Consider the following 13,033-nt stretch of genomic DNA (forward strand, 5'->3'; position numbering starts at 1 on the left):
CGAAAAGATTACCGGTGATTACAGCAACTTCGTGTACTCGGCCAGCGCTGAATACGGCCGCAAGAAGGACATCGGCAAGAATTGGTATTTTGAACCCCAGGTTCAGCTCCAGTATGCTCACGTGACCGACGCTGACTACACGACGAGCCAGGGCACGAGCGTCGAACTGGACGCTATCGACAGCCTCATTGGCCGCGTCGGCTTCCGCCTCGGCAAGGATATGGGCGAAAACAATACCTTCTATGTCAAGGCCGACGTGCTTCATGAATTCCTGGGCGATCAGGATATCAGCGCCTTCGACGATACGGGCCGCCTGGATACGACGTACGAAAATGAAGGCACCTGGTACGACGTAGGCCTCGGCTTCTCTCATCAGTTCAGCAAGGGAACGTACATGTTCCTCGACGTGGAAAAGACCTTCGGCAATGACAACGAAGACACATATCAGTTTAACGTCGGCATGAACTGGAAGGTCTGATTGCTGGTGAAACGGCAAGCGATATGCCCCGTGTGCGGCAAGGAGTTTACAGCCGATCGGTCTACGCAGCGGTACTGCAGCGACCTCTGCCGCCGGTACGCCTATCGCCATCGGGACGAAGCGCCTTCCGTCCATACGGCAGGAGGAAAGACGCTTCGTTCCTTCCGCTGTCTGCGCTGCGGGACGATCGTCGTCGTGACGAGTCACGCCGACAAACGGGTAAAATTCTGCTCGCCCCGCTGCGAACGGCTGTACTGGAAGCACTCGGAGAACACTGCGTGCCAGGCCGTGGTGCGTACCTTTTCCTGCCGACAGTGCGGCCGGACAGTGACCGTCACGGAAGCAAAAGACCGGCGAACCGCCTTCTGCAGCGCCGATTGCCGCATACAGTGGTTTTCCGCGCATCGGAAGCGGACACCATAGGTAGATATGATAAGAAAAGAGTCAGAACAGACGAACTGTGTTCTGACTCTTTTTGTATATATAATAATGTAATATATAGAAACGATCGGCGCCTTGACGAGGCGGCGAGGGTATGCTAAGATAAACATGAAAAAAGAGATGCTAGCCGACAAACGGTTAGCCCAATACTATATTGCAAAATAGCCGCAATCAGAATTGGAGCTCTGGGTGGCGGCTATTTTTGCGTGTGCTGCAATACGATGATTAACACCATTAAAAGCAACAACGTTACGTTTACTTGGGCTATATCCATATGCAACACCCCGTTTCTAGGGGCATAATTTAACCGCGCTGCCGTTTGGAATGCATAGCATCTCTTGCCTTTTATGGTACAGGATAACAGGACGTGCTGTCAAGGGAAAATCGTCCGTATGTTCGATTGGTATACGCCTTGACGAGCCTGTAGGGCTATGCTAAGATAGAGGTGAAAAACGAGGCGCTGCACCGACAAACGGTTCGCCCCAATTATATTACGCACAAAAATAGTCGCAACAATGGGGATTGGGCGGCTATTTTTGTTTATTCTGTGTCAGGATGGTCAACACGATAAGGAGTAACAGCGTTACGTTTATCTGGTCAAATTCCATACACATCACCCCGATTCCGGGGCCCGATTACCGCCTGCCGTTTGGAGTATGCAGCGCCTCTTGTGTCATATGGTACAGGACAGGCAGGCGCTTTGTCAAGGGAAAACCGTCTGTATGTTCGATTGGTATACGCCTTGACGGGCTGATGGAGCTATGCTAAGATAGAGATGAAAAACGAGGCGCTGCACCGACAAACGGTTCGCCCCAATAGTGTTACTAACAAAAATAGTCGCAACCTCGGGGAAAAGGAAGGCGGCTATTTTTGTTTGCTTTGTGTCAGGATGATCAATACGATAAGAAGTAACAAGGTTACGTTTATCTGGTCAAATCCCATACACATCACCCCGATTCCGGGGCCTGATTACCGCCTGCCGTTTGGAGTATGCAGCGCCTCTTGTGTCATATGGTACAGGACTAACAGGTATTTTGTCAAGGGAAAATCGTCCGTATGTTCGTTTGGCATACGCCTTGACGAGCCTGTAGGGTTATGCTAAGATAGAGATGAAAAACGAGGCGCTGCACCGACAAACGGTTCGCCCCAATAGTGCTATTAACAAAAATAGTCGCAACCTCGGGGAAAAGGAAGGCGGCTATTTTTGTTTGTTTTGTGTCGGGATGGATGGGCACGATTACCGTCTGCCGTTTGAAGTATGCAGTGCTTCTTGTGTCTTATGGTACAGGGCAAACGGGTGCTTTGGCAAGAGAAAAGCGTTCGTATGTTTGTGTATGGGGAGCCTCTCTTGCAGAATGATTCTATCTTTAGTATAGTAATACTATACAATCTATGCAGGAGGTAACGGGCGATGCCGTTTAAAATTATTTGCGGAGACATTACAAAGGTACAGGCCGATGCCATCGTAAACGCGGCCAATGAGCGGCTGTTGATGGGCGGCGGCGTATGCGGCGCTATATTCCGGGCAGCCGGATATGCCGAGCTGACCGAAGCTTGTCAGGATATCGGGCATTGCCCGACGGGCGACGCTGTCATCACGCCGGCCTTTCATCTGCCGGCGCAGTACGTCATTCATACCGTAGGGCCTGTGTGGGAAGGCGGCGACCATGGTGAACGGGAATTGCTGTACCAATGTTATGCCAAATCGCTGGCCCTTGCCGAATCCTACGGCCTTCGGTCTATTGCCTTTCCGCTGATTTCATCGGGCATCTTCGGCTATCCTCGGGAAGAGGCCCTTCAAGTCTGCGAGGAAGCCATCGAAGATTTTTTGGCCGTTCATGAGATGGACGTGTATTTAGTGTTGCTGTCGTGCGAGGGCGTCGGCGAATTAGAATACGTATAATATACGGCGTACTGCGCGGCGGTGAAGGGAAAAGACAATCTCAGCAAAGACTTTTTTGCTGAGATTGTAAAAAAAGTACTTGACGGAAAGGATTTTTGTGATATAATTACTCTTGTGCTAAGGAATCAAACACAGCTTGCCGGAGTGGCGGAATGGCAGACGCACCTGACTCAAAATCAGGCGGGTAACACCGTGGGGGTTCAAGTCCCTTCTCCGGCACCAAACCGATATAATCCGAACTTGTTTCCAGTAGGAGATGAGTTCGGATTATTTGTTTTAACGGAAAAAGGAGAACGTTGCAAATGCAAATCAGCGGGGCGTCGCCCGCCATACAATTAAATAGTAAAGGCAGATTTACATGCCAAGATGGTTCTGTCAAATACATACCTGCAACAACTTGATATTGTCTTCGTTTGGCGTATAGCTTGACGAGCCTGTAGAGCTATGCTAAGATAGAGATGAAAAACGAGGCGCTGCACCGACAAACGGTTCGCCCCAATAAGTATTTACGCACAAAAATAGTCGCGACCTATGGGAAGAGGAAGGCGGCTATTTTTGTTTGTTCTGTGTCAGGATGGTCAACACGATAAGGAGTAACAGCGTTACGTTTATCTGGTCAAATCCCATACACATCACCCCGATTCCGGGGCCTGATTACCGCCTCTTGTGTCATATCGTACAGGACAAACGGCCGATTTGTCAAGAGGGAAACGATGGTATGTTCGATTGGCATACAGCTTGACGAGCCTGTGGAGCTATGCTAAGATGGAGATGAAAAACGAGGCGCTGTGCCGACAAACGGTCAGCCCCCTTTATGTGTTAACAGAAATAGTCGTCAACAGAATTGGTAGGCTGCAGACGGCTATTTTTGTTTGTGCGAAATGAGATAAAACAACACGATGAGTAATACTAAGGTCGCATTGATAGAATCCATACGCATCACCCCGTTTCGGGGGCTGGATTTGACCGCCTGCCGTTTGATGTGCACAAACGCCTCTTGCGTCCTATGGTACAGGACGAAGGGGCGTATGTCAATAAGGAAAGCGATTGTATGTTCGATTGGCATAGCGCTTAGGGAAAGACTGTGTTTCATGGAACCGGGAGATACGGGTTTCATGAAGCGCAGTTTTTTTGCTTTTGCAACCCTTAGCGCGCAAACTATGTTGAAAGAAGGCTGCGTCATTTGATATGATAAAATAAATCATCATATTCTATATATAAGGGAGAGGTAAATCGTGTACTCATGGAAACATATGCTGCGCAGCGCCGTCGTCTGCGCTGTGATTGCCGCGTCGTCTATGACGGCCTTTGCCGGGGAGTCGTCGTATCTGGAACAGGTGGACCCGCAGCTGCGGCCGGCGCTGGAACAGAGCTCTTCTCTGGATTTCAATCAGCCCGGCGCACTGGAGGATATTAACCGGAGGGCCGGAGCCTTAGTCGGTTCGCCGAATTTGCCGAAGGACGAGGCTGTACAGGTGTACGACGTGTATATTCCCAATGGCGACGGCTCGGACAAGCTGCGCCTGCGGGTGTACAAGCCCGTACAGGCCAAGGCGGAACTGCCGGGGATTTACTGGATTCACGGCGGCGGCTTTTTATTCGGCGTGCCCGAGCAGGACGAGGCCCAGAGCCTGCGGTTTGCCAAGGAGGTGGGGGCCGTCGTCGTATCTGTCGATTATCGGTTGGCCCCGAAATATCCCTATCCGGCGGCCATCGACGATACCTATGGGGGGCTGAAATGGTTTTTTGACAATGCCGCGTCCTTAGGCGTCGACGATACGCGCATCGCCGTTGCCGGTGCCAGCGCCGGCGGGAATCTCTGCGCCGCCGTGGTCTTGATGGCTCGTGACAAAGGCGAAATACGGCCGGCTTTTCAAATGCCCCTGTACCCCATGCTGGACGACCGCATGGCCTCGCCGGCCAGCCGTGAAGTCATGGACATGAGGGTGTGGAACAACGTGTCTAATGTCTTTGCATGGAAGGCCTATATCGGCGATGCCGTCGGGACGGATCGGGCGACGGCCTATATGGCTCCGGCGAGGGCCGACGATTTGTCAGGACTGCCGCCGACGTATACCTGCGTCAGCACGCTGGATCCCTTCCGGGACGATACGATACGCTACGCCCAGCGCCTGGCCCAGGCCGGCGTGCCCGTGGAATTTCACCTCTATCCCCGGGCCTATCACGCCTTCGAGGCCATCGCCAAGGGAACGGACTATTCAAAGCGGGCTATCGACGAATACGTCCGCGTACTGGACGAAGCGCTGAACCCATAAATCGCATATCTGACAGGAAAAGGCTGCCTGAGGGGCAGCCTTTTTTGTCTATACGGATATCCTGTCTGTTGCAGCGCGTAAAAATCATATATAATATATACAGAAAGCCATGCGAAGGGAGGAACCTATATGTGCTCTGATGCTGTTTTACATGCCATTATTGCGGAAATTGCCCGGGCCTATCGCACTGCATACGGAACGGCGCTGCGCCATATATATTTATATGGTTCGTACGCCCGCGGCGATTTTGAAACGGATTCGGATATAGATTTAGTTGCCATCGTTGAGGGGGAACGCGGCGAATTGCAGCGGAAATTAAAAGATATATGGAATATTTCTGCAGAGCTGGAGTTAGAATATGACGTTATTATTTCGCCTACGGTGATTCCGGCGGCAGAGTTTGCCGCATATGATGGTGCGCTGCCGTATTATGCCAACATTGCTAAGGAAGGAGTCGAAATCAGTGCCTGACGCGAAAACCGCCCTTATGGCATATCGCTTGGAGAATGCTTCGGAAAAACTTAAAGCTGCCGACGTGTTGTATCGCATCGGGTGTTATAAAGATGCGATAAATCGCTCGTATTATGCCATTTTTTCAGCTATGCGGGCAGTGCTGGCCTTGGATGGAATCGATTATGCAAAGCATGCCGGCGTTATTTCGTATTTTCAGAAAACATATATTAAAACGGGTATATTTGAAAAAAGTATTCAAAGTATATTAGTATTGCCTTCCAAATTCGAAACAACTGCGATTATGCCGATTTCTTTTTAGTCAGCGAAGACGATGCGCATGAGCAGTTAACCCATGCGAGGGAATTTATAGAGGCCGTTCGGCGATATCTGGAAGACATCGGTCGTGCATAAACAGACGCAGCCCCGGCGGAAGAATGCGAGTCGTTCTTTCGCCGGGGCTGCAATTTTTTGCATATAGAGATTAAGTTTCCTCCTGAAGGAGGCGCTTGGCCGTGAACTGGTCCGTAATGAGGACGTTGGCGTAGCCGCCTTTTAAGGCCGCGCGGATGCTGGCGATCTTGGCTGCGCCGCCCGACAGGAGGATGCTGTATTCTTTGGTCCGCAGGCAGTCGAGGTCGATGCCGACGGTGCGGTTGTTCAGGTCAGGACTGGAAATATTGCCGTCCTTGTCGAAGAAGCGGGAGCAGATATCGCCGACGGCATGGGTCTTGAGAAATTCCTTTTCTTCTTCGTCGGCGTAGCCCAGACGGAAAAAGAGGGCGTTGTCGCGGACCGTGCCGACGCTGAACAAGGCGATGTTGGCGTTGCGGCCCAGTTCCAGGACGCGCTTGATGTGGCGGTCCTTGTAGACCATGTCCTTTACGGTCTTCGAGTCGAACAGTACGGGCAGGGGCAGGTACTGGGCGATGGTTTCGTAGTTTTTGGCGAAGCGCTCGAGGATTTCGTTGGCGTAGGTTTCGCCGGCGGCCAGGGTAATGCCCCCTTCGAGCTGGACGATCTGCGCGCCCCGCAGGGGGTGGGGCAGTAGGGCGTGGGACAGGCAATGCATGGTCGTGCCCCAGCCGACGCCGATGATGTCGCCGTCCTGGACGATTTTGCTGAGGTATTCGGCGCCTACCTGTCCGATGTATTTTTTGATGTCTTCTTCGTCTTCAATAGGCGCGTTGGCAATGCAGGCGTCCTTGAGGCCGAAGGCGGAAACGATTTTTTTTGCCAGGAGACTCTGGTCTTCGATAGGGTCGAAGATTTCAATGCGGACGAAGCCCATGTCTTTCGCGTACTGGAGAATGCGCGATACGGACGGGCGGGACAGGTTGAGTTCTTTGGCTATTTCGGTCTGGCTGTATCCCGATTGGTAATATAGTTTGGCAGCGCTGATGGCTATTTTGTTTTTATTGTTTTGCATGGTGATCCGCCTTATCTAAGAAAATGGCAATGTAGTTCATATAGCTGTCTGTATTATCTTATTATATCACAGGATGAGGTAGCAAGGATATGTATTGTCAAAAATAAACCTAAAATAGAGGGTATCTTTTAATGACAAATATTCTATAAATAGCATACTCTGCTTGTAAAATGCGAAAAAGACATAATGAATTGACTGGTTATATATGATATGCAATACTAAGAAAAAATGTAAAATAAATATTGCAATTATTTTCATATGCTAATATAATTAAGACAACGCATAACCCATATGCTGAACCTGAAAGAAGAGAAGAGAAAAGAGATGTGTTGAAAGGAGTTTGGTATTATGCAGAAGAAGTATGTTATGGCGTTGGATGCGGGGACGACGAGTAACCGTGCGATTATTTTTGACGAAGAATCCCGCATCGTCAGCGTCAGCCAGAAAGAATTTACCCAGTATTTCCCCCAGCCTGGGTGGGTAGAACATGACGCGAACGAAATCCTCCATACGATGGTGGAAGTCATGAAGGGCGCTTTGGAACAGAGCGGCCTGACGGCGGCCGATATTTCGGCTATCGGCATTACGAACCAGCGCGAAACGGCTGTCGTATGGGATAAGACGACGGGCTGTCCCATTTACAACGCCATCGTCTGGCAGTCCCGCCAGACTGCGGCTATTTGTGAAGATTTGATCAAACAGGGCCTGGTCGACGAATTCAAGGAAAAGACGGGCCTGGTCATCGACGCTTATTTCTCCGGCACGAAGGTCAAATGGATTTTGGATACTGTCGAAGGGGCGAGAGAAAAGGCCGAAAAGGGCGACCTCCTCTTCGGTACCATTGATTCGTGGCTTATCTGGAAGCTCAGCGGCGGCACGGTGCACGTAACGGATTATTCCAACGCGTCCCGCACGCTGATGTTCAACATCAAGACCCTCGAATGGGACGACCAGCTCCTTTCGTATCTCGACGTGCCGAAGAGCATGCTGCCGGAAGTCCGTCCGTCCAGCGACGTCTACGGCTACACGGACCCGGCCATCCTCGGCGCTCCTGTCAAGATTGCCGGCGCGGCCGGCGACCAGCAGGCGGCTCTCTTTGGCCAGACCTGTTTCGATCCGGGCATGGCGAAGAACACCTACGGTACGGGCTGCTTCCTCCTTATGAATACGGGCACGGAACCGATCACGTCGAAAAACGGCTTGGTCACGACGATTGCCTGGGGCCTCGACGGCAAGGTAGAATACGCGCTTGAAGGCTCGATTTTCGTTGCCGGCTCGGCTATCCAGTGGCTCCGCGACGGCCTGCGCCTCATCGACACGGCTCCCGACTCGGAATGGGTAGCCAAGCGCGTCCCCGACTCGGACGGCGTATACGTCGTGCCGGCCTTCGTCGGCCTCGGCGCTCCGTACTGGGATATGAACGCCCGCGGCACGATTATCGGCATTACCCGCGGCACGACGAAAGCCCATATCGTCCGGGCAACGCTTGACTCCATGGCCTATCAGACGATGGATGTCCTCAGTGCGATGGAAGCCGATTCGGGCATCAAATTGGCGGCTCTTAAGGTAGACGGCGGCGCCTGCGCCAACAACATGCTCATGCAGTTCCAGGCCGATATTCTCCGCGTGCCCGTCGACCGTCCGCAAGTCATCGAAACGACGGCTCTCGGCGCGGCCTATCTGGCCGGTCTGGCTGTCGGCGTATGGGAATCGAAGGACGAACTGCGCCATAGCTGGAAGCTCCAGAATCGTTTCGAACCGACGATGGACGCCGGCAAATCGGCGGCATATTACAAAGGCTGGCGCAAGGCTGTCAAACACGCCATGCACTGGTTCGACGACGAAGACTAATGGCGTAGCGTTCAGAAAGCGGGTGTCTGTATATGGATAATTTAATCGGTGAATTTTTTGGTACCATGGTGCTTATCGTGTTCGGGGCCGGCGTCTGCGCCTGCAACACGCTGACCAAATCGAAAGGCCAGAACGGCGGCTGGATTTGCATTACCGTCGGATGGGGCTTTGCCGTAACCCTCGGCGTATTCACGGCGACGACTCTCGGCGCGCCGCAGGGCGACTTGAACCCTGCCGTCACGCTGGCGAAGACGATGATCGGCATTTACACCTTCGAACAGTTCCTGGCGACGTCGGTCGTCCAGATTCTCGGCGCTATGGCCGGCGCGGCCATCGTCTGGCTGGCATACCTGCCTCACTGGGCGGAAACGGAAGATAAAGCGGCGAAACTGGGTATTTTCTGCACGGCTCCGGCCATCCGCAACTATCCGGCCAACATCCTGTGCGAAATCATCGGCACCTTCTTCCTGGTATTTGTCATCTGGATGATTTTCTCCAAGCAAGTCGGCGCGATTCCTCCCGGCGTAGGCCCGTACATCGTCGGCGTCCTGATCTGGGCTATCGGCCTCAGCCTCGGCGGTCCGACGGGGTATGCCATCAACCCGGCCCGAGACCTCGGTCCTCGCCTGGCTCATGCGATTTTGCCCATTGCCGGCAAAGGCGGCTCCGACTGGGGATATGCCTGGGTTCCCGTCGTCGCTCCGATTATCGGCGCGCTGGTAGCCTACGGCGTCGCTTCGGCTCTCAGCATTTTCTAATAATTCTATAAGCGGTTGCGTGCAGGGACTTCTGATGATGACAGGAGTCCCTGTTTTATCGGAAGGGCTTGCGCAGACGGCGATTTTCTCATAGCTCAATTCCGCACAATGCAAAAATGGAATTTTGTAAAAATGCTATTGCAATTATTTTCACAAACAGATATAATGAAATCATCAGGTAAACACTATTGTATTGGATTCCGCAAAGAAAGAGGTTGTGAACATGACAAAACAAGCAGATGTCGTCGTCATCGGCGGCGGTATTACCGGCGCTGCCATACTGTATGAATTGGCAAAATATAACCTTCGTGCAGTCTTGGTAGAACAGGAACCGGAACTGGCTGCCGGCACGACAAAGGCCAACAGCGCGATTCTCCACGCCGGCTTCGATGCTCCCACTGGCAGCATGAAGGCCCGCATGAACGTAGAAGGCAACGCCATGTACCATGAGCTGAAGGACGAACTGGATTTGGAAATCGAATGGACAGGCTCCTTCGTCGCCGCCGTAGACGACGAAGAAATGAGCGTCCTGCAGGAACTCCTCGAACGGGGCCAGGCCAACGGCGTTCCCGGCCTTGAAATCTGGGACGGCGACAAGGTCCGCGAAAAGGAACCGAACCTCAGCAAGGATATCAAAGGTGCTCTTTGGGCTCCGACTGCCGGCATCTGCTGGCCCTTCGGCATGGCCTTGGCCTTTGCTGAAAACGCCGTCATCAACGGTGCCGAAGTGCTCCGCGAATGCCAGGTAACGGGCATTACCGTAGAAAACGGCGCAGTGAAAGCCGTCGAAACGGACCAGGGCACGATTGAAACGAAATATGTCATCAATGCCGCCGGCGTCCATGCCGACGACGTAAGCCGTATGGCCGGCGACGATTCCTTTACCATCACGCCGCGCCGTGGCGAATACATCCTCTTTGACAAGACGGCGCAGAAAGACCTCGTATACTCGCCGATTTTCCCGACGCCGACGAAAATGGGCAAGGGCATCCTCGTCTGCGCGACGACTCACGGCAACGTATTCGTAGGCCCGAACGCCCACGACCTGGACGGCAGTGAAAAAGACGACACGGCCGTCACGATTCCGGGCATGAACGAAATCCTCGAAAAAGCCCGCAAACTCGTGCCGAACATTCCGGCCGGCGCAGCGATTACGGAATTTGCCGGCGTCCGCGCCGTATCCAGCACGGGCGATTTCATCATCGGCCACTCTGAAAAGACCAAGGGCCTCTTCCAGGCAGCCGGCATCCAGTCTCCGGGCCTGACGTCGGCCCCGGCTATCGCCAAGGCTATCGTAGGCGAAATCGTCGCCGAAACGGGCGCGGCGCAGAAGGAAGACTACAAGAAAGGCCGTCCGGCCCAGCCCTGCTTCCGCACCCTCAGCGATGACGACAAGAAAGCCCTCATCGCGAAGGACGCTGCATACGGCCGCGTCATCTGCCGCTGCGAAACGATTACGGAAGGCGAAATCATCGACGCCATCCGCCGCCCTGTAGGCGCGCGCACCGTCGACGGCGTAAAACGCCGCACCCGCGCCGGCATGGGCCGCTGCCAAGGCGGCTTCTGCGGTCCCCGCGTCACGCAGATTTTGGCTCGCGAACTGAACATTCCCGTAACGGAAGTTCGCAAGGAAATGAGAAAATCCTATATGTTCTACGATAAAGAAACTCAGAGCGGAGGTAAGGCATAATGGCTGAACAACTGTATGATATTATCATCGTCGGCGGCGGCCCGGCAGGTCTTTCGGCCGCATACAGCGCTTGGGAAAACGGCGCGAAGAAAATCCTCGTCCTCGAACGCGACCGCGAAGCGGGCGGCATTCTCCAGCAGTGCATCCACAACGGCTTCGGCCTGCATCACTTCAAGGAAGAACTGACCGGCCCGGGCTACGCGCAGCGCTGCTACGACCTGGTAAAAGATAAACCGGAAATCGAAATCCTCGTCGATACGATGGTTCTCGACGTCCATGAAGATAAAACCGTCACGGCTGTCAGTCCGAAACACGGCCTCATCACCGTACAGGGCAAGACGATCATCCTCACCATGGGCTGCCGCGAACGTACCCGCGGCGCCATCCGCACGCCGGGCTACCGTCCGGCCGGCGTATTCACTGCCGGCGCGGCGCAGCGCATGGTCAACATGGAAGGCTATCTGCCGGGCAAGAAGATCGTTATCCTCGGCAGCGGCGACATCGGCCTCATCATGGCCCGCCGCATGTCCCTCGAAGGCTGCAAGGTGCAGGCTGTTCTCGAAATCTGCCCCTTCTCCAACGGCCTGACCCGCAACATGGTACAGTGCCTGTATGACTACGACATTCCCTTGTACCTGTCCCATACGATTACGGCCATTCACGGCAAAGACCGCGTGACGGGCATTACGGCTGCCAAAGTCGACGACCATATGCAGCCTATTCCGGGTACGGAATTCGATATCGACTGCGATACGCTGCTCCTGTCTGTCGGCCTCATTCCGGAAAACGAATTGTCCCGCGGCTTAGGCCTCGCCATGCATCCGCTGACGAGCGGCCCTATCGTCGACCAGCACCGTGAAACGAGCATGCCCGGTATCTTCGCTGCCGGCAACGTCGTTCACGTTCACGACCTCGTCGACTTCGTATCGGAAGAAGCAGAAATCGCCGGCAAGTTCGCTGCCCTGAAGGCTCTGGGCCAGATGGAAGGCGAAGTCGCCGACGTCAAGGTCGAACCGGCCGACGAAGTACGTACCTGCGTGCCCCAGCACATCCGCGCCGCAGCCGAAGGCGAAACGGTCCGCTTGTTCATGCGCGTCCGCCGTCCTCTCAAAAAATGCCGCCTGACGGTTACGAGCGGCGACGACGTCTTAGTGAGCAGAGTCCTCCCTGTCGCTAAACCGAGCGAAATGATTGCCGTCAACGTGCTGGCTGACAAAGCGAAAGGCCATCATGCCGACTGGACTGTTTCCGTAAAGGAGGAAGCGTAACATGAGTGTAGAAACGAAACAACTGAACTGCATCAACTGCCCCATGGGCTGCCTGCTGACCGTTACCTTGACGGACGGCGCGATTACGGACGTAACGGGCAATACATGTCCCCGCGGCGAAACGTACGCCCATCAGGAATTGACCAATCCCCAGCGCATGCTGACCTCGACGGTACGCATTTCCGGCGGCGAGCTGCCTCTCCTGCCGGTCGTATCGAAATCGACCCTGCCGAAGGGCAAAATCCTCGAATGCGCCCAGGCGCTGCGGGCTGTTTCCATCGAAGCCCCCGTTAAGACCGGCGACGTCATCGTAGCCGATATCCTGGGCCTCGGCGTGGACATCGTAGCCAGCCGCGATATGGATAAGATTTAAGGAACACGCAAGGAAGACGCAGTATATGCCAATATAATGCAACCTTCATCAAAGGACTGTCATGATAAGATCATGGCGGTCCTTTTCTTTTACCCTGTCTGCAGGCGAAATGGAGG

The 13,033-nt window shown here is 53.8% G+C and carries 12 protein-coding genes and 1 tRNA gene; 12 read left to right on the forward strand and 1 reads right to left on the reverse strand.

Going from position 1 to position 13,033, the window contains the following annotated elements; genetic code table 11:
• The 7 genes from OCV58_RS08080 to OCV58_RS08110 all read left to right on the forward strand — a co-directional run.
• The coding region (locus OCV58_RS08080; protein WP_154877540.1) for an autotransporter outer membrane beta-barrel domain-containing protein at positions 1-478 on the forward strand (478 nt) is incomplete at its 5' end.
• A 6-nt stretch (positions 479-484) separates the two neighbouring features.
• The gene (locus OCV58_RS08085; protein WP_267312846.1) at positions 485-901 is read left to right on the forward strand and encodes a hypothetical protein; all 417 of its coding nucleotides are present in this window, start codon (positions 485-487) and stop codon (positions 899-901) included.
• A 1,429-nt stretch (positions 902-2,330) separates the two neighbouring features.
• A complete protein-coding gene (locus tag OCV58_RS08090; RefSeq protein WP_087478360.1) occupies positions 2,331-2,822 on the forward strand; it encodes a macro domain-containing protein in 492 nt (163 codons plus the stop codon).
• Between the two features lie 138 nt (positions 2,823-2,960).
• Positions 2,961-3,044 (forward strand) — tRNA-Leu (locus OCV58_RS08095).
• 1,013 nt (positions 3,045-4,057) lie between these two features.
• Entirely contained in the window at positions 4,058-5,098 is a 1,041-nt protein-coding gene (locus OCV58_RS08100) for an alpha/beta hydrolase (protein WP_267312847.1), read from the forward strand.
• Positions 5,099-5,227: 129 nt separating this feature from the next.
• The gene (locus tag OCV58_RS08105) at positions 5,228-5,569 is read left to right on the forward strand and encodes a nucleotidyltransferase family protein (protein ID WP_087478363.1); all 342 of its coding nucleotides are present in this window, start codon (positions 5,228-5,230) and stop codon (positions 5,567-5,569) included.
• Positions 5,562-5,870 (forward strand): HEPN domain-containing protein, encoded by a 309-nt coding sequence (locus OCV58_RS08110; protein ID WP_267312848.1) that lies wholly within the window; start codon positions 5,562-5,564, stop codon positions 5,868-5,870. Before OCV58_RS08105 ends, OCV58_RS08110 begins: the two co-directional genes overlap by 8 nt.
• A gap of 162 nt (positions 5,871-6,032) precedes the next feature.
• Here the strand turns inward: OCV58_RS08110 and OCV58_RS08115 are convergent, their stop codons facing one another.
• Positions 6,033-6,977, reverse strand: coding sequence for a DNA-binding transcriptional repressor DeoR (locus OCV58_RS08115; protein ID WP_154877515.1), 945 nt, complete (start codon positions 6,975-6,977; stop codon positions 6,033-6,035).
• Between the two features lie 348 nt (positions 6,978-7,325).
• On the opposite strand from OCV58_RS08115, the gene glpK reads away from it, so the two are divergent.
• From glpK to OCV58_RS08140, 5 genes are all read left to right on the forward strand, one after another.
• Positions 7,326-8,828, forward strand: coding sequence for a glycerol kinase GlpK (gene glpK / locus OCV58_RS08120; protein WP_154877516.1), 1,503 nt, complete (start codon positions 7,326-7,328; stop codon positions 8,826-8,828).
• Between the two features lie 32 nt (positions 8,829-8,860).
• Positions 8,861-9,586, forward strand: a complete 726-nt coding sequence (locus tag OCV58_RS08125) for an MIP/aquaporin family protein (RefSeq protein ID WP_087478366.1) — start codon at positions 8,861-8,863, stop codon at positions 9,584-9,586.
• A gap of 223 nt (positions 9,587-9,809) precedes the next feature.
• On the forward strand, positions 9,810-11,276 hold the full coding sequence (locus OCV58_RS08130) for an NAD(P)/FAD-dependent oxidoreductase (protein ID WP_107195395.1): 1,467 nt from the start codon (positions 9,810-9,812) through the stop codon (positions 11,274-11,276).
• Positions 11,276-12,544 (forward strand): NAD(P)/FAD-dependent oxidoreductase, encoded by a 1,269-nt coding sequence (locus OCV58_RS08135; RefSeq protein ID WP_154877517.1) that lies wholly within the window; start codon positions 11,276-11,278, stop codon positions 12,542-12,544. The genes OCV58_RS08130 and OCV58_RS08135 overlap by 1 nt, the downstream gene beginning before the upstream one ends.
• 1 nt (position 12,545) lies before the next feature.
• Entirely contained in the window at positions 12,546-12,917 is a 372-nt protein-coding gene (locus OCV58_RS08140; RefSeq protein WP_087478369.1) for a DUF1667 domain-containing protein, read from the forward strand.
• The last annotated feature ends 116 nt before the right edge of the window (positions 12,918-13,033 follow it).

It is taken from the genome of Megasphaera stantonii (assembly GCF_025567065.1).
Classification (GTDB): domain Bacteria; phylum Bacillota; class Negativicutes; order Veillonellales; family Megasphaeraceae; genus Megasphaera; species Megasphaera stantonii.

What these genes read in the sequence shown, in the direction of transcription:
- OCV58_RS08090 (WP_087478360.1), top strand. Translation starts at nt 2,331, where the DNA reads ATGCCGTTTAAAATTATTTGCGGAGACATTACAAAGGTACAGGCCGAT.
- OCV58_RS08140 (WP_087478369.1), top strand. Translation starts at nt 12,546, where the DNA reads ATGAGTGTAGAAACGAAACAACTGAACTGCATCAACTGCCCCATGGGC.
- glpK (WP_154877516.1), top strand. Translation starts at nt 7,326, where the DNA reads ATGCAGAAGAAGTATGTTATGGCGTTGGATGCGGGGACGACGAGTAAC.
- OCV58_RS08105 (WP_087478363.1), top strand. Translation starts at nt 5,228, where the DNA reads ATGTGCTCTGATGCTGTTTTACATGCCATTATTGCGGAAATTGCCCGG.
- OCV58_RS08115 (WP_154877515.1), bottom strand. Translation starts at nt 6,977, where the DNA reads ATGCAAAACAATAAAAACAAAATAGCCATCAGCGCTGCCAAACTATAT.
- OCV58_RS08130 (WP_107195395.1), top strand. Translation starts at nt 9,810, where the DNA reads ATGACAAAACAAGCAGATGTCGTCGTCATCGGCGGCGGTATTACCGGC.
- OCV58_RS08135 (WP_154877517.1), top strand. Translation starts at nt 11,276, where the DNA reads ATGGCTGAACAACTGTATGATATTATCATCGTCGGCGGCGGCCCGGCA.
- OCV58_RS08125 (WP_087478366.1), top strand. Translation starts at nt 8,861, where the DNA reads ATGGATAATTTAATCGGTGAATTTTTTGGTACCATGGTGCTTATCGTG.